This is a genomic window from Flavobacterium cerinum, from assembly GCF_004028155.1.
GTDB classification, from domain to species: Bacteria; Bacteroidota; Bacteroidia; order Flavobacteriales; family Flavobacteriaceae; genus Flavobacterium; species Flavobacterium cerinum.
Map to the genome: position 1 here is coordinate 1 of NZ_SBII01000004.1, position 22902 is coordinate 22902.

The window sequence follows — 22902 nt, forward strand, 5'->3', positions numbered from 1 at the left end:
CTAAAATCGCAGATAGTAATATAACTACAGCTAAGATTAATGCTTTGGCAGTAACAAAAGATAAAATCAATTCGGATGTTGCAGGTGTTGGTTTAACTAAAAATGCTACAACAGGTGCATTGGATGTAAATGTTGGTGCTATCGTAGGTGATGGAAGTATTACATCTACCGAACTTACTGTAGTAGGTGGAGCAAATGCAACATTAGAGAATGTAACGCTTACAATCGCTGATAACACTATTACTAATGCTAAGATGGCAGACAATGCTGTTAACACAGCAGAATTGGTAAACAATGCAGTAACTACAGCTAAGATTGCAGATAACAATGTAATTACATCTAAGATTAATGCTTTAGCAGTAACAAAAGATAAGATCAACTCGGATGTTGCGGGCACAGGTTTAACTAAAAACGCTACAACGGGTGCATTGGATGTCAATGTTGGTGCAATCGTAGGTGATGGAAGCATTACATCTACCGAACTTACTGTAGTAGGTGGAGCAAATGCAACATTAGAAAACGTAACGCTTACAATCGCTGATAACACTATTACTAATGCTAAGATGGCAGACAATGCTGTTAACACAGCAGAATTGGTAAACAATGCAGTGACAACAGCTAAAATTGCAGATAACAATGTAATTACATCTAAGATTAATGCTTTAGCAGTAACAAAAGATAAGATCAACTCGGATGTTGCAGGTGTTGGTTTAACTAAAAATGCTACAACAGGTGCATTGGATGTCAATGTTGGAGCTATCGTAGGTGACGGAAGTATCACATCTACCGAACTTACTGTAGTAGGTGGAGCAAATGCAACATTAGAGAATGTAACGCTTACAATCGCTGATAACACTATTACTAATGCTAAGATGGCAGACAATGCTGTTAACACAACAGAATTGGTAAACAATGCAGTAACAACAGCTAAGATTGCAGATAACAATGTAATTACATCTAAGATCAATGCTTTGGCAGTAACAAAAGATAAAATCAATTCGGATGTTGCAGGTGTTGGTTTAACTAAAAATGCTACAACAGGTGCATTGGATGTCAATGTTGGAGCTATCGTAGGTGATGGAAGTATCACATCTACCGAACTTACTGTAGTAGGTGGAGCAAATGCAACATTAGAGAATGTAACACTTACAATTGCTGATAATGCTATTACCAATGCTAAGATGGCAGACAATGCTATCAATACAACAGAATTGGTAAACAATGCAGTAACAACAGCTAAGATTGCAGATAACAATGTAATTACATCTAAGATTAATGCTTTGGCAGTAACAAAAGATAAAATCAATTCGGATGTTGCGGGCACAGGTTTAACTAAAAATGCTACAACAGGTGCATTGGATGTCAATGTTGGTGCAATCGTAGGTGATGGAAGTATCACATCTACCGAACTTACTGTAGTAGGTGGAGCAAATGCAACATTAGAGAATGTAACGCTTACAATCGCTGATAACACTATTACTAATGCTAAGATGGCAGACAATGCTATCAACACAGCAGAATTGGTAAACAATGCAGTAACAACAGCTAAGATCGCAGATAACAATGTAATTACATCTAAGATCAATGCTTTAGCAGTAACAAAAGATAAGATCAACTCGGATGTTGCAGGTGTGGGTTTAACTAAAAATGCTACAACGGGAGCCTTGGATGTCAATGTTGGTGCAATCGTAGGTGATGGAAGTATCACATCTACCGAACTTACTGTAGTAGGTGGAGCAAATGCAACATTAGAGAATGTAACGCTTACAATCGCTGATAATGCTATTACTAATGCTAAGATGGCAGACAATGCTGTTAACACAGCAGAATTGGTAAACAATGCAGTAACTACAGCTAAGATTGCAGACAATAATATAACAACTAATAAAATTGCAGATAACAATGTAATTACATCTAAGATTAATGCTTTAGCAGTAACAAAAGATAAGATCAATTCGGATGTTGCAGGTGTTGGTTTAACTAAAAATGCTACAACAGGTGCATTGGATGTCAATGTTGGAGCTATCGTAGGTGATGGAAGTATCACATCTACCGAACTTACTGTAGTAGGTGGAGCAAATGCAACATTAGAGAATGTAACACTTACAATTGCTGATAATGCTATTACCAATGCTAAGATGGCAGACAATGCTATCAATACAACAGAATTGGTAAACAATGCAGTAACAACAGCTAAGATTGCAGATAACAATGTAATTACATCTAAGATTAATGCTTTGGCAGTAACAAAAGATAAAATCAATTCGGATGTTGCGGGCACAGGTTTAACTAAAAATGCTACAACAGGTGCATTGGATGTCAATGTTGGTGCAATCGTAGGTGATGGAAGTATCACATCTACCGAACTTACTGTAGTAGGTGGAGCAAATGCAACATTAGAGAATGTAACGCTTACAATTGCTGATAACACTATTACTAATGCTAAGATGGCAGACAATGCTGTTAACACAGCAGAATTGGTAAACAATGCAGTAACAACAGCTAAGATCGCAGATAACAATGTAATTACATCTAAGATCAATGCTTTAGCAGTAACAAAAGATAAGATCAACTCGGATGTTGCAGGTGTAGGTTTAACTAAAAATGCTACAACAGGTGCATTGGATGTAAATGTTGGAGCTATCGTAGGTGATGGAAGTATCACATCTACCGAACTTACTGTAGTAGGTGGAGCAAATGCAACTTTAGGAAACGTAACGCTTACAATCGCTGATAACACTATTACCAATGCTAAGATGGCAGACAATGCTGTTAACACAGCAGAATTGGTAAACAATGCAGTAACTACAGCTAAGATTGCAGATAACAATGTAACAGCAACAAAACTTAGTGCCCCAGGTACAGCAGGGCGTGTTGGTATAACAGATGGATCCGGAAATGTTGTTTACGGGAATTTACCTTCAACAAGTGTAACAGGAGCTAATTTAACAGGAGGTGATGGCTCAATCGTAGTAACCGGAGGAGGAGGTACAACATTAAATACAACAAGTTTAATTGTACCGACATCTGGTATTACTACTGCAAAAATTGCAGATGCTAATGTTACAAATATTAAACTAGCACCAGATGCGGTAACATCGGCAAAAATATTAGATGGAGAAGTTAAAACTGTGGATATAGCTAATGCAAATGTTACCCCGATTAAAATTGAACCAGGTGCTGCTAACACAGTATTAACAACAAATGGAGCCGGAACTGTAGGATGGTCTAATGCTGCAATGCCAAAAGTATTTTATATGCCGGCAGTAATTTTTAACACTGCAACGACGGGTAATAACTTAACTAGGAATTTGTATACTGAATATAAGGCTCAATTTACTGCAGTAACTATACGTAGTGCAGGAGCTCCTTCAGATATTCCAACACATGCTGCTACAGAATTGTATTATTATATTTCGTATTACGACCCTGCAGTATTTTCGTTCCCTCCAAATCCTATTGATGCTAATGGTAATTTAACCTATAACATTATAGGCAGTGGTACAGAAGCTTCTTACATGAACATTGTTTTCGTTGTAAAATAATTATAATAGCCGGTTAACTAGTGGGATATAGACTAGGTTAACCGGTTAAAAAAATAAACATGATTAAAATTACACTTTCATATCGCTTTAGTTTTCTTCAAAAAGTACTGGCATTATGCCTATGGGCCTTTATAGCCCTTAGCAGCACTGAGGTAGTAGCGCAGTTTGCTGTAGTAGAGGATTTTAGAGGAGGAGGTAATCCTGATATTATTATTGGTGATAATGCTATACTTACCTCAGGAAACGCAGATCCGGTTAACTCTGGTTGGCTACGGTTAACACCTGCATTAGGAAATAAAAAAGGTTATGCTTATATAAATAAATCCTTCCCTGCAACATTGGGAGTACTTATGGATTTTGAATATAAAATATGGAGAGATGTTGAGGATGTTACTTACAGTGGCGCCGATGGTTTAAGTATATTTTTGTTTGATGGAACTATAACTTCAAATGATTTTGCACTAGGTGGTTATGGAGGAAGTTTAGGTTATGCTAAATTTGACTCCACTCCGGGTTTAAAAGGAGGTTATGTTGGTATTGGTATTGATGAGTATGGAAACTTTGCTAACCCTAATAGTTCTGCCAAATATGGAGGTCCGGGTGAACGTCCAAACTCTGTTGTAATGCGTGGACCAACAACAACAAATAATTCAGCTAATGTTGTGGGAGGGGTTCAGCCTACCAATAGGTTCCTTACTGGTAAAACAATAAGAACAAGTACTACAGCTCCTTTTTTTACTTATGATAATATATCTGTTGTAGGAGATAGAAACCAAAATGCGATTGATTATAATACTGTTACACCCACACGTCCTAACGATGCTACCTTTTATAGAAGAGTGCAGGTAGAGATCCAGCGTGTTGACTTAGCAGGAGAGTACTATAAAATTATTGTAAGATGGAAAACCAATCCAAATGATCTTGACTTTACTCAAATTTTAGAGTATACTACTCAGGACGTACCCCCAGCCTTATTAAAAATTGGTTTTGCAGGAGGTACTGGTGGAGGTTTTAACTATCATGAAATACGTAACCTGTTTGTAACAACACCAGGAAACTTAAGGGTATCAAAACGTGCAGATAAAGATTTATTACAACTTACAGCTCCTGATAATATCTTAACGTATACCATTGAAGTAACCAATGATACTGATTTTGAAGCACCAAATATTAGTTTTAAAGATAAGATCACTGATGCTTATGGAGATGATCTAATTGAAGGTACAGATTATAATGTTGAAAGCATTACTACGACCGGTTTTGTTTCTACGGCATTGCCGGATGTTACTACTATTACCTCTAATGAGATTACAGGTACCTTGGTACTGGGGGCAAGAAAGACAGGTCGTATAGTTATGGTTGTAAAATTGCTTAGAGCGCCACAAGGAAATGTATTGTCTAACCTGGCAAATGTAGATTATCCTTTAGATGAAGATAAAAACAATAATACATCTATAGTAAGAACACCTGTCATTGCTACAGGAGTTGACCTTGTTTTGTCAAAAACAGTTACTCAGCAATGTATAGACGGATCAAATACTACTTTGCCTATTTTTACTGTAAATGTGTCAAATATTGGCTCTTTACCTACAGTTTTTAATAGATTAGGGACTGCCGGACAGCGAATTGCTATTTATAATACCGTTCCTGCCGGATATACAGGTTATGATGATAGTGCTACTCTTGGAGGTTTTGCTGGAACAGTATCTGATCCACAAAATGGCAACATTACTGCCAGATGGTCAAAAACATCTGTTGTAAATCCAGATGGTTCTACAACCTATCGCTATATTGCTCGTGGTACTAACACTACCGGCGCAACAGAAACATTAGGTGCAGGTGTAACTTATCCGCCTCCGTCTCCTCCAAATGATTATTCGATAAAATATAGCGTTAAGCCACCTACAGGAGTTACAACTTATAATGATGTGAGTACAGCTGCCTTGTTTACAGATTTAAATTATAACATTCCTAATGAATCGGCAGCAAATCAACTGAACAATAATGCGTCGATTACAATGAACCTTAAACCTGCAGCACCAGCTGTGCCTCCCGGAACAATATACTATTGTATAGGAGAAACTGCTGTTGCACTTACTGCAACGGCAACAGGTACAAACACATTAAGATGGTATGTAACACCAACAGGATTTGCCTCCGAATTTGCAATAAAGCCTGATACATCTACGGCAGGAATATATACCTATTATGTAAGTCAGGTAAATGGTAACTGTGAAGGCCCGCAAACTCCAATTAGTGTTGTAGTTTTATCACCTACACAAGGTGTTATTAGCGGAGCAGCAACTATTTGTGCCGGTACCGGTACAACAATAGGATCTACCACAGGAGGTACTGCCGGCACGGGAGCTCCTGCTGCAGGAAATACAATTAGTTACCGTTGGGAAAAAGCCCTCGGTACTACGGGAGATACGTGGGCTACAACTCCAGGGTCTTCGGCAACACTTGCTACTGGCAATTTACCTGAGACTACCCGTTATCGACGTTATACCATATTAACAACTGCTGCAGGAAAAGTATGTGAATCACCTGTACCTACAAATGAAATATTAATAACTGTTCCTGTTGCAGGTGTTATTGGTAGTGCACAAACTTATTGTAGTCTGTCTGCAAATCCAACGATGCTAACTACTATAACGCCTGGCTCTCCAGGTACTCCTACAGCATATTTATGGAAAAGGTCTCTAACTGGGACTGGTGGATGGGCAAATGTACCAAATGGAGCCGATAATAGTACAAGCAGAACAACGCAAAACTATGATCCTGTTAATGGTCAGGTTCTTACTTACTATTATCAGCGAACAGAGACGTATGGAAGTTGTACGGTTACCAGTAATGTTGTGAAAATTACAATTAATGCAACAACACCTACTCCGGGAACCATTGTTGGACAAACCGTATGTAATGGTGATACACCTACTATAGTGTCTGGAACAGCACCGGGTGGAGATATTTTAAGCTACCAATGGTATTCTCATACAGCAACTACTAGCGGTGGAGGAACATATACTGCTATACCCGGAGCGACGTCTGAAACGTACACTCCACCGGCAATGACTGCCTCTACCTGGTTTAGACGTACAGCGATAAATGGTTGCACAGCACCAACAACTTCGACTGCAGCTCCTGTAACACCAGGCGTAAGAATAATTGTTCAATCTGTGCCAACTCGAGGTTCTATCGGTACAGCACAGACAATATGTTATAATACAATGCCTCAGGCTTTAACCTCATTATCAGCAGGAACCGGGTCTCAAACTACTCCAACATACCGATGGGAATCGGCTCCCGGTACTACCGGAGGTACATGGACAACAATACCAGGAGCTACTTCTGCAGGTTATAATCCAAATGTATTATTAACGTCTTCTATACGTTATCGCCGTTTTACGGTAAGTACTTTACCTAATGCCAGCGGTGGTAATAGTGTTTGCGAATCAGTACCAACTGATGAAGTTGTAATAACTGTAAAAGCTGCTACAGATCCTAAAACGATTGGGCCGGAGCAAACTATATGTTACAATACATCTCCTGCAACATTAACAGGAACACCTGGTAATGGAGAGGGTGCAATAACTTACCGTTGGGAATCTTCTACAACAGGCGCTGCGCCATGGCTGCCAATTGCAGTTAATAATATAAGTTATACCCCCGGACCATTAACAACATCAACTTATTTTAGGCGTGTTACTATTGCAACACTTTCCGGTGCTTGTGAGGCTGCATCACCAGCTATACTTATAACAGTGCAGGGTAATATGAATGCAGGTGGAATTAGCGGGCCGGCAAATATTTGTAATGGAATTTCGGCAACTATAACATCTTCTTCTGATGGTACGGGATCGGGTACAATTACTTATCGCTGGCAATCTGCGGCTGCTACGGGCTCATTTACGGACATTCCCGGAGAGACAGGACCAACACTTGTAACAGGTAGTTTAATAAGTACTATGCGTTACCAGCGTTTTACAGTTTCTACACAAAATGGTAAAGCATGTGAGGCAGGACCTAGTAATATTGTTACTGTAAATGTTTATGCAGCAGTAACCGAAGGCGGTATTGAAAAGACTCAGAAAATTTGTTATAATACTGCTCCGTTATTATTGACTTCTACTACAGATGGAAGCACAGGAGGATCGGGGACATTAGGTTATAAATGGCAAAATTCTATTGATAATGGCGGAAGCTGGCAAGATGTAGCAGGTGCTAACGGTAATTCATATCAGCCGCCAACATTAACTGCAACGACACACTACAGGAGAATAACTACATCTACAAACGGATGTCAGTCGGGACCTACAGTTCCGGTAATCATAACGGTTGTTCCTGTGGTTAATCCGGGTACTATTACCGGGAATCAGGTTATTTGTATGGATACACTACCTGGTTCTTTAGGCTCATTGGCTCCGGGTACAAGTTCTGGTGCAACAATTGCATACAGATGGGAGTCATCAGCTAATGGTTCTACCGGATGGGTAACGATAGCAACGGCTACAGGACTAACTTACCAACCGCCAATTTTGCATAAAACAACGTATTACAGACGCGTTACAATTGCTACTTTTACAGGAGGCGTAGCCACTATTACTTGTGAAGGAGTTACGACCCCGCCGATAAGTGTGACAACAAAAAATTGTAAGGTTATCACAAATCCGATGATCTATCAAAAAGTGAAAGGTAATTAAACATTAAAACAGCCCTTAACTGTTTTAAATAAATAATAAAATGAAAAGAAGTATAATTTATATCGTGTTCCTGATGTTTTCGGTTACATTGCTTGCCCAAAATACAGGGCAGACGTTTAACCAAGGCACTTTATACGTAAGCCCGGGTACTCTTATGACCGTGATGTCGGACTTTGATAATGACGAGATGGGAGAGTATGAAAACAACGGGGAAGTACTATTTCATGGTAATTTTAATAATAACGGGATAACTACTTTTGACCTTACTAAAGGTAAAGGGTATACCCGATTTGAGAGTTCTATACAGCAGAATATAACAGGTGGCATACCAGCTGATTTTTATGATGTACTGTTTAATAATTCTAGTAATACTGCAACAGAACCAGCTTTTCGATTATTTGGGGATATATCGATTAGCGGTAACGCAGATTTTTTAGAGGGAATAGTCAAGGATGATGTATTTGGGGGAATCATTGTATTTGAAAACAGTGCGACTCACAGTAATGTGGGTAATGAAAGTCATGTAGACGGTTATGTTGTTAAAAATGGAAGTACTGAGTTTATTTATCCAATAGGGGATCAGGATTCTATAGGCAACAAAGCACGCTACTACAGGTATGCCGCTATTTCTGCTACAGGAGAAAAGGCAAGTAGTTTTAATGGTAAATACTACTATCAAAATTCGAATGATAAATTTCCTCATGCAAAAAAAACGGGGGTAATTGAAATTATAGATAATAAGGAATATTGGAGAATTGAAAAAACTGCGGGTCAGGCAAATGTAACGTTAACGCTAACGTGGGATACTGCAACTACGCCTTTAGAGATTGTTGCACAACCTTATGGAGAAATACATATAGTGCGCTGGGATAATGTAAATAATTTGTGGGTAGACGAAGGCGGGGTTGCAAATGCGCTGACATCTACTACAGGAACAGTTACTACATCTGTAGACGTTAGGGGGTATGGTGTTTTTACATTGGCACGAATTAAAGACAATCTTATATTGCCGGGAGATATTGTTATTTATAACGGCGTTACACCAGACGGTGATGGCGATAATGATTATTTTATTATTGACCATATTAAAGATTTTCCAAATAACAGTGTTGAAATTTATAACCGTTGGGGTATTAGGGTATTTGAAACCAGAAGTTATGATACTAATGGTAATGTGTTTAGAGGATTCTCCGGTGGAAGGACTACTATTACTGACACGAAAATATTGCCAACGGGTACTTACTTTTATATTATTAAGTATGACTATGAGAAACCCGATATTCCAAAAAGAACAATTACAAAATCAGGATATCTTTATTTAAGTTCAGACTAATACTAGAAGAAAAATAATGAAAATGAAACAATTTAAAAGTATTAGTATACTATTGCTGTTATTCCTTTCTTATAACAGTAATGTATGGGCGCAACAAGATCCGCAGTATACACAGTACATGTATAACCCCATAAACATAAATCCGGCTTATGCGGGTTCTCGCGGTGTTACCAGTATTTTTGGATTATATCGTGCGCAGTGGGTAGGATTAGAAGGTGCACCGGTAACGAGTGTAGCATCGGTTAATGCACCAGTTGGTAAAAACGTAGGTTTGGGGCTGTCATTTGTTAATGATAAAATAGGGCCTACAGATACTAATGTTATTTCAGCAGATTTCTCTTATACTATCAGGGCTTCAGATACTTATAAATTAGCTCTTGGTATTAAAGGATCTTTACATCTTTTTAGTGTAGATTTTACCAAATTAAATATCTATGATCCTTCCGATCCAAGATTTCAAAATAATATATCAAACCAGATAACACCTAATATTGGCGCAGGGGCTTATTTGTATTCTGAAAATACTTATGTTGGATTATCAGTTCCAAGTTTTTTAGAAACAAATCATTATGAGCATAATGACGTATCTGTCGCAAAGGAAAGATTTCACGCGTATCTTATGGGAGGTCATGTTTTTGATCTTGCTTATAATTTAAAATTTAAACCTGCTGGATTGATGAAAATAGTGCAAGGAGCACCACTTCAGGTGGATCTTACTGCAAATTTTCTTTTAAATGATAAATTGACCTTTGGATTAGCTTACAGATGGGATGCCGCTTTTAGTGCACTTGCGGGTTTTCAAGTTACCGATGGTATCTTTGTAGGGTATACTTATGATATGGAAACCACTAAACTGGCAGAATACAATTCAGGATCTCATGAGATATTTTTGAGATTTGAAATATTCAAGAGATATGATAAGGTAATGAATCCAAGGTTCTTCTAATACATTTATGAATAAATTACATTATATACGATTTACGGTTTTCATTCTATTATTTTCATTAACAACCCTAAACGGGCAGGAAAAAAGGATGGAAACTGCGCAAAAGCTAATTGACAATTATGCTTATAGGGATGCCATTAAAGTGTATGAAAAATTAGCTAAGAAAGGGTATAGATCTCCGGCTCTTTTTGAAAAACTTGGCGATGCATACTATTTTAAAAACGAGCCTGATAATGCACTTAGATGGTATCGTGAATTATTTTACCTTAAAAAAGAGGTCCAGCCCATTTATTACTACCGTATGGCAATGGCATTGAAATCGCTGGGCAAATATGAAAAAGCCAATGAAATGCTGGATGAATACAGTAAGAGAAATGGCGGTGATCTTAGAGCTGAACTGTATGAGAAAAACAAAAATTACGTTGATGTAATTAAAAGTAATTCGGGCAGATATAAAATTAAAATTACCGATGCAAGCTCTACAGTGTCTGATTATGGACCTGCATTCTATGGAGATATGATTGTTTTTAGTTCAAATAGAGACAGTATAGGTCTTTCTAATAAAAAGGATAAATGGACAAATCGATCTTTCAATACTCTCTATATGGCACAAGTAGGTGTTAAAGGGATGTTGAATAGAGTTGAGAAATTTCCAACTGGTATTGATGCCAAATTTCATGTATCTACACCGGCATTTACCAAAGACAAGACTGTAATATATTTCACCAGTAATAATTATAATACTGGTGAAATGCAGAAAGATGATAAAAATCGCGTACTCTTAAAAATTTACCGTGCTGTTGTAGATGGTAAAAGATTAAAAGATGTTGAAGAATTACCTTTTTGCAGTAATAGCTATAATGTTGCACATCCGGCTTTAAGCCCGGATGAAAAAACATTGTATTTTGCTTCAGATATGTCTGGTACTTATGGAGAATCAGACATTTACAAGGTAAGTGTTAATGAAGACGGTACTTTTGGAACACCGGAAAATTTAGGCCCCGGTATTAATACCGAAGGTAAAGAAACATTCCCATTTGTAACCGGTGATAAATTGTATTTTGCATCGAATGGCCACCCTGGTCTTGGAGGTCTTGATATTTTTGTTTCTAAAGAAGATAGTAACGGAATGTTCTCTAAAGTGATTAATGTTGGAGAGCCTGTAAATGGGCGTTGGGATGATTTTGCGCTTATTATTGACGAGAAAACTAAAATGGGGTACTTTAGCTCTAATAGAAAAAGTGGCCGTGGATATGATGATATTTACAGCCTCATAGAGATGGGTGAACTAAACTTTGAATGTGTACAGCGATTGTCTGGTGTTGTAACCGATGAGAAAACAGGAGAGATTGCAGCAAATGCTAAAGTTATATTGTTTGATCAAAATCATATAATGTTGAAAGAAACAACTACAGATGAAGCCGGGTTATATTCTTTTAATGTTAAATGTGGGAAGTCTTATTCTGTTAGGTCAGAAGCTGAAAGTTATGTTCCTAAAGAAACGAGCATCCTTATTAAGGAAGGATCAGGAGAAACGGATCTTCCTATAACTCAGGTTAAATTATAATTTTACAGAACGGTTAAAAGTCTATAAATATAAAAAGCCACTCAAAATTGAGTGGCTTTTTATATTATTTTCTTTACAGTTGGCTGTATTTATTTTCCTGAGTTGATCCTATAGATTTCGGTAATGTCTTTGGTTATATTTTCAAAGTCGATGTTTAGATCGATAAGTTTACCTGTGCCAATGTCAAATATCCACCCATGTACAGTAAGTTTACGGTCAATGACAGCTTTTTGTACTTCAGATGTTTTAATTACATTAATACATTGTTCCTGTACGTTAAGTTCTGCAAGACGCTCATAACGACGGTTATCATCTTCTATAGCATCAAGTTCCTTACGGTGCAACCGGTAAACATCTCTAATATTACGTAACCAGGGGTTAAGTATGCCTAAATCGCTTTGCTGCATAGCAGCTTTAATACCACCGCAGCCATAATGGCCACAAATAACTACGTGGTCTACTTTTAAGATGCTTACGGCATAGTTAATAACCGACATTACACTTAAGTCGGTATTAGGTACAACGTTAGCAATATTTCTGTGTACAAAAACTTCACCAGGCTGTACGCCCATAAGCTCTTCTGCGGTTACGCGGCTATCTGAGCATCCAATGTATAATATTGAAGGTGATTGTCCCTGAGACAGATGCTCAAAGTAATTACTGTCAGTTTCAAGCTGTCTGGCAATCCAGTTCTCGTTATTTTTAAATATCTGTTTAATGTCCATATTTGTATTTGTTCATTGCTTGTTCAAAAATAAACAATAATAATTAAATATAGATTCTATTTGTCAAGGCTGTATATGGAGGTACTGGCTTTCGAATGAGTAATTAATAGGGCAAAATCGATAAATTTAGAGGTTGAGTCCTGGCTGTAATCTATTTTTTCTGTAACATTCTTAGCGATTACCTGTATAAGATCTGAGCAGCCCATTTTTTGATATGGATTGTTTGAATTACTTAAATTAAATAATGTCATATCTGACAGTTTTTGGTTTTTAAACAGATCGATACCTTTAAAATATTCAGTTGGATCGTCTCCAATACCAATATCTCCCTCTATTTTAGAAGAAACAAAATTATCGTTATCATCAAATACATCTTCCCATATAACCTCAGATTTAGTGAAGTATCCTAATGTGGATATTACTCTATCTCTTGTATAATTTCCCTTATCGATCAACATTGAAAAGAAGGTAGGGTAGGTACCCTCTTTCGTTTTTAGTAAGTGGAAAAAGCCATACCTGAAAAATTGTGTATTATTAGTGAGTTTGTAGATTTTTGAAATTTCAATATAGTTGTTATAAATTTCTCTTTCGCGGTTATAATCACCAAAGCTTGTTTTTATAGTCTTTATAAGGTGGTTAAACGTCGGTTTGTTATTAATTAGTGATTCAAATTTTGAGGAATCCGCTTCATAATTAGTAACAAAATCTTTCAGGAGCTGCTTAGAATAACTTTCGTAATACGGAGAAAAATCGGTAGTATCTTTTTCAACTGTGGCTTTTAAGGTAAGGGCAGAAGGCCATTTGTTGATATCTTTTATTAGTATAAGCAGGTGTCTATAGGTATACTTATAAGTAACTATAGGGTCAGCACCCAGTACGTGTAGTCTTTTGTTTTTTGGGAGCTTATCATTGATTTTTTTGAGCTCTTTCCATTTTAAAAATACTTCTACGGTACGTTCCTGAGGGACTCTTGTTCCATAGTTCTTAACCAGGTCTTTCAATAATTTTTCATCACCTGTCGCAAGATATTCATTAAAATAGTAAGCCAGGCTGTAATCTGTTTCAGGGAAGTAATATTTTAAATGGTTGTTTTTTATAAGTGATTTGATAAGGATAATTTCAGCTTCTTCTGTTTTTGCACTTCCGTGATAAGCTCCAAACCCAAAGACCTTGGCCTTTTTTTGAGGATAGATAAATGACTCATTTAATTGTGATGCATTTTGTTTTAAGTACTCTTCCTTACTTTGCTGTGGATATAGTAGTAAAGAGAACAGATTTACTACTATAAGGAGTATACGTTTCAGTGATCTCATAAAATTGTTATTTGACACAAATATCGATCATGAAATAATTATGTAATTGTATTATTGAGACAGCATAAAAAAAGCCCTGCAATAGAGCAGGGCTTTTTTTATTCGAATCCTTTGATAAGGACTTCCAGTATTTTAATTGCAGCATCGCTTATTCTGGTACCGGGACCAAAAACAGCTACAGCTCCGGCATCAAAAAGATATTGGTAATCCTGAGCAGGAATTACACCTCCTACAATAACCATTATATCTTCACGGCCATATTTTTTAAGTTCTTCTATAACCTGAGGTACAAGTGTTTTATGTCCCGCTGCTAATGATGATACTCCAAGTATATGAACGTCGTTCTCTACAGCCTGTTTGGCGGCTTCTGCCGGCGTTTGGAACAGTGGGCCAATGTCTACATCAAAACCAACATCGGCATAACCTGTAGCTACAACTTTAGCACCACGGTCATGTCCATCCTGACCCATTTTTGCAATCATTATCCTTGGACGACGCCCTTCCAGTTTAGCAAACTCATTAGCAAGCTGTTTCGCTTTTTCAAAGCTCACGTCATTTTTAATTTCTTTACTGTACACTCCGCTAAATGATTTAATTTGCGCTTTATACCTTCCAAAAACTATTTCTAGTGCATCACTTATCTCACCCAGAGTGGCTCTGTGGCGTGCAGCCTCTACGGCCAGTTCCAGTAAATTTCCCTGTCCTGATTTTGCCGAAGCAGTAAGGGCATCAAGACATTTTTTTACTTTTTCAGTATTACGCGTAGCCTTAATAGTTGCCAATTGCTCTAATTGCTGACGGCGCACCATTTGGTTATCTACGTCAAGTATGTGTAACGGATCTTCTTTTTCAAGGCGGTATTTATTTACCCCTACAATGATATCCTGTCCGCTGTCAATGCGTGCCTGTTTGCGTGCGGCAGCTTCTTCAATTCTAAGTTTTGGTATTCCGGCTTCTATAGCTTTGGTCATACCGCCCAGTTCTTCAACCTCTTCAATAAGAGCCCATGCTTTTTTTGTGATCTCATCGGTCAGGCTCTCTACATAGTAGCTTCCTGCCCAAGGGTCTACTGTTCGGGTAATTTTTGTTTCTTCCTGTAAAAATATCTGTGTGTTACGCGCAATACGTGCAGAGAAATCTGTAGGTAGTGCAATTGCCTCATCCAGAGCATTGGTGTGAAGTGACTGTGTGCCACCAAAGGCAGCTGCAGCAGCTTCTATACAGGTACGCGCTACGTTATTAAACGGATCCTGTTCTGTTAAACTCCATCCGCTTGTCTGGCAGTGGGTACGTAAGGCCAAAGATTTTTCGTCTTTCGGTTTAAACTGTTTTAAAAGTTTAGCCCATAACATCCTTCCTGCACGCATCTTGGCAATTTCCATAAAATGGTTCATACCAATAGCCCAAAAGAAAGAAAGGCGTGGTGCAAATACATCGATCTCCATACCGGCAGCAAGACCTGTACGAATGTATTCTAAACCATCAGCAAGGGTGTATGCTAATTCGATATCGGCAGTAGCACCGGCTTCCTGCATGTGGTAGCCTGATATACTAATAGAGTTGAATTTAGGCATTTTACGGCTTGTAAATTCAAAAATATCTGCAATGATCTTCATTGATGGAGCAGGTGGGTAGATATAGGTATTACGTACCATGAACTCCTTTAGAATGTCATTTTGTATCGTTCCCGAAAGCAGTTCCGGTTTCACACCCTGCTCTTCGGCCGCTACAATATAAAAAGCCATGATAGGCAGTACTGCACCATTCATGGTCATCGAAACCGACATTTCGTCCAGAGGGATCTGGTCAAATAAGACCTTCATGTCTTCCACGCTATCAATAGCAACTCCGGCTTTACCTACGTCACCAACCACACGGTCATGATCACTGTCATAACCCCTGTGTGTAGCAAGGTCGAATGCTACCGATAATCCTTTTTGTCCTGCGGCAAGGTTACGGCGGTAAAAAGCATTACTTTCTTCGGCTGTTGAGAAACCTGCATACTGGCGCACAGTCCATGGGCGGCGCACATACATTGTGGCATAAGGGCCACGAAGGTTAGGTGCAAAACCAGCTCCAAAGTTTAAGTGCTCCAGATTCTCAATATCTTTTTCACTATAGTTTTCCTTAATCTCTATGCCTTCGGCAAAAAGGAAACCCTCTTTAGTATTCTGGGTTTCAGGTTCAATATTTGTTGAGCCGTTAAGTTTTATATGTTGTATGTTTTTCCTCATTTTACTGCAATACGATTACTGATCACTGCTTACTTTTTCACTTTCCAGTCGTTCCTGCTCTGTTTTTTCAGCCAGTCTTCTTTCTATGACAGGCATGATCAATGTTTTTCTTGGGTTGCTTTTCACGAAAGGATAAAGCTCCAGGTCATGGCTCATACGGTCATTTTTGTTAGGGTATTTGTTAGTGCCCAGTAAAACTTCTTTACCGGTATCAAACAATTCCTGTTCTTTAACCGCACTTTCCTGTATTTTACGCTGAATGGTTCCTTCTATAAGCTGTGTTAAAAAGCCGCCATTCGCTTCAATATCTTTAAACAGTGCCAGGGCTTTTTCTGCCAGCTGCTGTGTAAGCTCTTCTATATAATAAGCGCCATCGGCAGGATTGTTTACCTTATCGAAATAGCTTTCGTGTTTTAAAACTAATAACTGGTTACGTGCAATACGATCGCCAAATTCATTGTCTTTATGGTATAATGCATCATAAGCTAAATTAGCTACAGTATCTGCTCCACCCAAAATAGCACTCATACATTCTGTAGTCGTACGAAGCATGTTTACATTATAATCGTATAGGGTCTTGTTACGTTTTGTAGGTGTCGCGATGATGTGGCAGTCATAGCTATGATCATACTCTGCTGCGAGAAGGTTAAACAATAATCTCATCGCGCGTAGCTTTGCAATCTCAAAGAAATAATTTGTACCTACCGCAACCTGAAGAACAATAGGTTTGTGTATAGTAGCAACACGGTTAAAATATTCATTAGCGTGTGCCATGGTATAGGCAATTTGCTGTACAATATTTGCTCCTGCATTTTGATACAGGCTGCTGTCTATACTTAAAAAGTGAATGTTAGTACAGGCAATGGCAATTGTATTTAATGCTTCAAGATCCCTTTCTAATGATGTAAACCAGTTTCCTTCTTTTGCCAATTGGCCAATAGGATCCAGTTGTACATAGAAATTAGCGCTTCTTTGTTTGGCTATAGCATCAAGCTTTTTTACGAAATCGATTGATAGAAAACCCAAATGAAAATATACGGTAGTTCCCTGCGGAATTAATGAAAGCAGTTTTTCTACATCAGTATTTTCGTCTTCAATAGTAAAGCGAAGGCTTTCTGCACCGCGTTTTAAAGTAGAGGCAGCCCTGCCTGCCGATTTTTCTATATCGTGTACAAAAATATTCTGGCAAATGGTAAATTCTGCTGCTTTTCCGGCAATATGGGCTGTTGCATTAAACTCGTCCCTGTGGTAAAAAGGTTTTATCTTAATGCCCTCAGGACTTTCCCAAATAAGAGTGTCATTATAGTCGGCACCTTTAAGTTCGTACTGTATCTGCTGTTTCCATTGTTTAGAAGAAACGGGCTCAAATTCATTAAATAGGTTTTCGCTCATGCGTGAAATTTTAAAGTGATTTCGTGTCCTCGTCTTTAGGCACGTCGTCCTCAAATTCTATAATGTATATATCTTCTTTGTCGCGTTTCATGTAGTACTTCTCGCGTGCATATTTTTCGGTCTGGTCTGAGTTATTAAGTTGCTTAATACTCGTACTGTCTTTCTTAATTTCCTGAATGTAATATTCTTTATTCTCTTCTAATTCCCGGATCTCTTTGTCAAGAACCCTGTGTTCAAAGTACGAATAATTGTCCAAGAAAATAAGCCATACCGTTGCAAAAATGATAACCAGCACATACCTGTTCCCAAATATTTTAAGGAAAGGGTAACGAGAGGTTATTTTTTTGAATGGATTCATTTTTAAGTGCTGATTCAGGTTACAAAGTAATGGTTTTTTTTGGACTTATGCATTGCTATTGCAACTACAAAATCCACAAGTTGTACACAAAATCCAGAATTGTAATCTGATACTGTATTGGTTTATTCTTCTTCTTTTAAAAGGTGAGGTGCAAGCTTTTGTTTAATAACGGCTCTAACTACATCTATAGCTACAGTATTGTACCTGTCGTGGGGTATAATAATGTCTGCGTGTGCTTTGGTTGGTTCAATAAACTGCTCATGCATAGGTTTTAACGTGTTTTGGTAGCGGTTTAACACTTCTTCCATATCACGGCCTCTTTCAGCTATATCGCGTTTTAGTCGACGGATAAGTCTTTCGTCAGGATCTGCATGTACAAATATTTTGATATCAAACAAGTCCCTGACTTTTGGATCAGACAGAATAAGTATGCCCTCTACGATCATTACTTTTCGCGGATGTGTTACGATCGTGTCTTCTGTCCTGTTGTGAATTACAAACGAATATACAGGCTGCTCAATAGTTTCACCTGCTTTAAGCGCTCTAAGATGAGAACAAAGCAGTTCAAAATCTATAGATCTTGGATGGTCAAAATTTACTTTTGCTCTGTCTTCATAACTTAAACCTGAAGTTTGTCTGTAATACGAATCCTGAGAGATGATACCTACTTCTTCAGGAGGCAATTCATTCATTATTTGCTGTACTACGGTGGTTTTTCCGCTTCCGGTACCGCCGGCAATTCCTATAATAAGCATTATTAGCAGGTTTTTTGGTTTCTGCAAAAATAGTAATTATAAATTGCGTTTAAAGTTATCTTTTAAGTATGCTCTAAATTTGAGGTTTTTCTTTGTTTTTCATGTCTTTTACCATGCTTACGCAAAAATAAAGCACAATTAATGCTCCGGCAATTATGCATACCCACATAATCCAGGAATTGCTTTTTGATGATTCACTGCTTTTTGCTGCCGTAAGTTTTTGAACAGGCTGCATCGTTATCAAAGGGATGTCTTTGGGTAATTTGTCTAAATCTTCAATATCATAATTGGCAGCAGCAAGTTCGTCGTTACCGGCTTTAATGGTATAGCTTTCGTCTTTTTTGAGGTAGGTAAGTAAATGTACCGGTGCCTGATATATTTTTACTGATGAGATAACTAATGGCTGATTGTCATTGTTGTCAATTTCAATTATAAATTCGTTTTCTAAGATGCTTAAATCCACAATACTGTTACTACCCGATGAGCTTAGTTCAAACGAAGTATATTCGTTTAAAACAGTACTTATTTTTCTTTTTCGTTTAACGATCTCAGGGATCAGTATACGGGCATTTCTTTTAAAATAGGCGGGTTCTTTAATTGTAAAGGCAATCTGGTTCACAAGGATTGGCTCATCAAAATTTACAGTAATCCTGGTCTTCTTTTCGCTGGTAATTTCTGTTATTTTTATTTTGGGTGAGAGTGTTTCAAAAACAGGCTGCGGTACTTCTCCGCTTTTTAAAATTCCTGCTGCAAGAATATTTACAGGAAGTGTCTTTTTATCATTAAAATCAACCTTTAGGTAACGGTAGGTATTAAGAGGTAGTGATACCGTTTTGTATACCATTATGTCCTTAGATGAATACAGGTTGTCTATTGTTTGGTTGTTAACTAGGCCAAACCATTCTTTCATATCGTTGCTCCCACTAATGCTGTATGTTTTAGTAGCATCGGTATTGGCAATCGCCAAAGTAATTTCGCTTAATTTATTGCCTGATATGTTTTCTATGATTACGGAAGAACTTGTGTCTGCAACTTTGTTTTTAGCAAGTATAGGATAGTTGGTAAAACCATTCGCTATTATGTTAGCATTCCCTTTTGAGGTTATGGTATAAGGTACCTCTTTGTTCTTACTGTCATAGATACGTATCCCTCCGGGATTGCTGTCAGAATACAGTCGAAATTCCGGCGATAAACGCAACAAATGTAGTCCATCTGCAGTAACTCCCGAAAGTTTGGAAGAAGCCGTAAATTGCTGTGCAAGTGCATTGCTGCAGATTAAAAGTAGTAGTAGCTTAATTATTTTCATTTGAACTTTCTATAGTATTATCGTCTGGCTTGTCTGCAATAACCAGTAGTTTTAGTTTTTGATACACAAAAGAGATCACAAGTATTAATACTCCTAAAAGTATAAATGCGACTATTTTACCTGTTTCTGATGCATTCCTGATGTCGTATATAAACAGCTTTAGAATGGTAATGCCAAGCAATATTAAGGCTGCAATACGTATATTTTTAAGTTGTTTTTTGATACCCAAGATTAATATTAAGAAGGCTATTACGCCCCACAATATAGGGAATCCTGTTTTTATTATTTGGTTACTCACCGTTGTACTATTTCTATTAGCAAGTACAGAATACAGATTTTCATTCGTGAAGCTTTTATATTTTGTGAGTTGGTGGGCAGCAGAAAGATCTTCCGGAGTAATAGGCTTAAGGCTTAAGGCTAATCCGTTTAGCATCAATTCAGAACTTGCAAGGTATACCAGGAAAAAAACAACAATCCATGGTAAAAAGCTTTTGCTTTTAAATTCTCTAAGTATCATTTTGCTGTTCATTGTATAAACCTGCATCGCTGTATAAAGCGCAGCAGCCAATAATGCAAAATGAAGCCAATATGCAAATTTTGATGCAATTTCATTGCTTATATAGGCTTCCACTTCATTGTAAGCGAATAATGAAAATAACAGTATAAAGACTATTATATTGATAGTTCCCAGTACAGAACCAAATTTTTGTGCAAGCTGGCTTTTGCCAATACAGTACAGCTGTATAACTGCAACACTAAATAAAAGATGGTAGAGTGCCGAAAGGCTATATACAGCATTAGCACTTTCAAGGTAAGAAAACGCCTGGTATCTTAGTTCAATAAATCCAACGATGTAAATTAAGATTACAACAAAAAGCTGAATGAACTTCACATAACTCTCTACATTAAATACCAACCCGAAGGCTTTGTAACTGCCGGAATCCTGTTTTAAGACTTTTAATAACGCAATGAAAGATGCTACAGCAAAAGCTCCTGTTAAAAAGGCCCTGTTGGCTATAATTATCAGGCTGTCACTTTGGATATAGATTTGAACCCAATCCAGTAATAGACTTATAAACATAAGTATGTGTACTATGACCGATCCAAACCTGAAATTTTCAATTTTAGATTTACGTGCCAGCCACATTAGCAGTACGGCTTCTGCAGCCCAGAATAATGTAATATAGTTACCGTTAAACTGTATCGGTATGGCAAGGGTAACAAATGTTAGGGTAAGGCCAATAAGGATATAAATTACCTTTTGATCCATATCCAGTTTTTTGTATAACAGCCATGCAAAACAGAAGTTAAATATACCGAGTAGTAATGTGAACATACCTTTATACTGCGGCCATGAATTTTCCAGAATTACAATGCCTGCTGCATAAAACAAAAAGGTGTTACTCACCAGTATGCAAAGTTGTATGTTAGAAAAAGATGTTTTTGTCTTTATGTTATTAACGATATTCATTAGTATAAATATCAGGTAGAAAACAAAACCAAATAGCAGCGCTCCGAAATAAGGAGCTGTTTTTTCTCCAATGATAGTACTAAGCCATCCTCCGAAAAGTATAACAGTGAATATATATGACAAGAGGTTAATGAAACCCCACTTTTTATAATAAGCAATTAGTAATATACCTACATTAAGAATGGTTATATAACTAAATAATACAACATAATTGCCACTACCTGTGCTTACCATAAACGGTGCTGCAAAACCACCAATAAGCGTTAAAGCTGCCAGTTCCATACGATCATAGGATACCGAAATGAATGCGCTAAAGGCAGTTATGACAACCATGATTATAAATGCCACTGTCTGGCTAAAAAGATGATAATCATGGAAAGCAACAACAATGGTAAAATAAAATATAGAAATGGCTCCGGCTACTAAAACCGAGCTAAAGGCTTTGTAGTTTAATCGTAGTTTGTGAGCTACCAGCATTACAATTCCACCGGCAAGTATGCCTACACCTACACGTGCTGGTTCGCCTATCCAGTCTTTATCTATGGCAAATTTTACAAAATAACTTATACCCAATACCAGTATTAATATACCAATTTTGTTGATAAGGTTTTCTCCAATAAAGCGTTCCAAATCCGGGTTTTGCTCCTTGAAGTTTTTCCACCATGATTTTTTTTCAGGTAATATTATTGTTGGTTTTTGTATGGTTTGAGGTTCGATAGGCAGGTTTAGTGCAGCAGGTTTAAGAGTACTGTCCTGTAGTTCTTCCTTATGGAGATCAATTGTAGGAGTTTCAATTGCAGATGCTTCAATCGTAGGAGTTTCAATTGGGTCTTCTACAACTGGGTCAACAGGCTGAGGTACTATAGGTACCACTTCAGGTTCTGGAATATTTACAGGCTGCGAATCAGTAACTACTGATTTTTCCCGGCTTTCGGCAAGTTTTATATAATGATCCAGCCTTCTGTTCGTTTCATAGAAATTATGTTGAATAACATCTACTTTAGACGATATTTTATTGAGAAAGACTACCAGAATAATTATAAGAGCAATAAGTAGTATTATTTCCATGTATTTTGCAGGTTGTTGTGATTGTGTAAATGTAAGGTAAATAATATTTTTTTTGGGTCTATATGCTGCGATAGATTACGATCTTATTGATTTATTTTCAATTATTTTATAATAATCGGTATTACATCTCAATTAATTATCAAAAAAGTCAGGCAAAAAGGAAATGCATTATATTTGAAACAAACT

12 protein-coding genes and 1 pseudogene are annotated in these 22902 nt (G+C 37.5%); 5 read left to right on the top strand and 8 right to left on the bottom strand.

The window, feature by feature from the left end; all coding sequences use genetic code 11:
* The 5 genes and pseudogenes from EPI11_RS18925 to EPI11_RS06990 form a co-directional block, all read left to right on the top strand.
* Positions 1-3545, top strand: a pseudogene (locus EPI11_RS18925) (S-layer family protein); the annotation flags it as partial.
* Positions 3546-3604: 59 nt separating this feature from the next.
* Positions 3605-8248 (top strand): Ig-like domain-containing protein, encoded by a 4644-nt coding sequence (locus EPI11_RS06975; RefSeq protein ID WP_128389239.1) that lies wholly within the window; start codon positions 3605-3607, stop codon positions 8246-8248.
* Between the two features lie 40 nt (positions 8249-8288).
* A complete protein-coding gene (locus EPI11_RS06980; protein ID WP_128389240.1) occupies positions 8289-9581 on the top strand; it encodes a gliding motility-associated C-terminal domain-containing protein in 1293 nt (430 codons plus the stop codon).
* A 16-nt stretch (positions 9582-9597) separates the two neighbouring features.
* Positions 9598-10527 (top strand): PorP/SprF family type IX secretion system membrane protein, encoded by a 930-nt coding sequence (locus EPI11_RS06985; RefSeq protein WP_128389241.1) that lies wholly within the window; start codon positions 9598-9600, stop codon positions 10525-10527.
* Between the two features lie 7 nt (positions 10528-10534).
* The gene (locus EPI11_RS06990) at positions 10535-12094 is read left to right on the top strand and encodes a carboxypeptidase regulatory-like domain-containing protein (RefSeq protein ID WP_128389242.1); all 1560 of its coding nucleotides are present in this window, start codon (positions 10535-10537) and stop codon (positions 12092-12094) included.
* Between the two features lie 89 nt (positions 12095-12183).
* On the opposite strand, the gene EPI11_RS06995 is transcribed toward EPI11_RS06990, so the two are convergent.
* The 8 genes from EPI11_RS06995 to EPI11_RS07030 all read right to left on the bottom strand — a co-directional run bounded on the left by EPI11_RS06995 (position 12184) and on the right by EPI11_RS07030 (position 22716).
* Positions 12184-12819, bottom strand: coding sequence for a carbonic anhydrase (locus tag EPI11_RS06995; protein ID WP_128389243.1), 636 nt, complete (start codon positions 12817-12819; stop codon positions 12184-12186).
* 56 nt (positions 12820-12875) lie between these two features.
* A complete protein-coding gene (locus tag EPI11_RS07000; protein WP_128389244.1) occupies positions 12876-14132 on the bottom strand; it encodes a TraB/GumN family protein in 1257 nt (418 codons plus the stop codon).
* Positions 14133-14230: 98 nt separating this feature from the next.
* The gene (scpA, locus tag EPI11_RS07005; RefSeq protein ID WP_128389245.1) at positions 14231-16366 is read right to left on the bottom strand and encodes a methylmalonyl-CoA mutase; all 2136 of its coding nucleotides are present in this window, start codon (positions 16364-16366) and stop codon (positions 14231-14233) included.
* 15 nt (positions 16367-16381) lie between these two features.
* Positions 16382-17758: a methylmalonyl-CoA mutase subunit beta gene (locus tag EPI11_RS07010; protein WP_128389246.1), complete on the bottom strand. Its 1377-nt coding sequence runs from the start codon at positions 17756-17758 to the stop codon at positions 16382-16384.
* A gap of 10 nt (positions 17759-17768) precedes the next feature.
* Positions 17769-18116, bottom strand: coding sequence for an FtsB family cell division protein (locus tag EPI11_RS07015; protein WP_128389247.1), 348 nt, complete (start codon positions 18114-18116; stop codon positions 17769-17771).
* 122 nt (positions 18117-18238) lie between these two features.
* Positions 18239-18871, bottom strand: coding sequence for a uridine kinase (gene udk, locus EPI11_RS07020; RefSeq protein ID WP_128389248.1), 633 nt, complete (start codon positions 18869-18871; stop codon positions 18239-18241).
* A 73-nt stretch (positions 18872-18944) separates the two neighbouring features.
* Complete coding sequence (locus tag EPI11_RS07025) at positions 18945-20177, bottom strand: hypothetical protein (protein WP_128389249.1); 1233 nt, start codon at positions 20175-20177, stop codon at positions 18945-18947.
* Complete coding sequence (locus tag EPI11_RS07030) at positions 20164-22716, bottom strand: DUF2339 domain-containing protein (protein WP_128389250.1); 2553 nt, start codon at positions 22714-22716, stop codon at positions 20164-20166. Before EPI11_RS07030 ends, EPI11_RS07025 begins: the two co-directional genes overlap by 14 nt.
* Between the last annotated feature and the right edge of the window lie 186 nt (positions 22717-22902).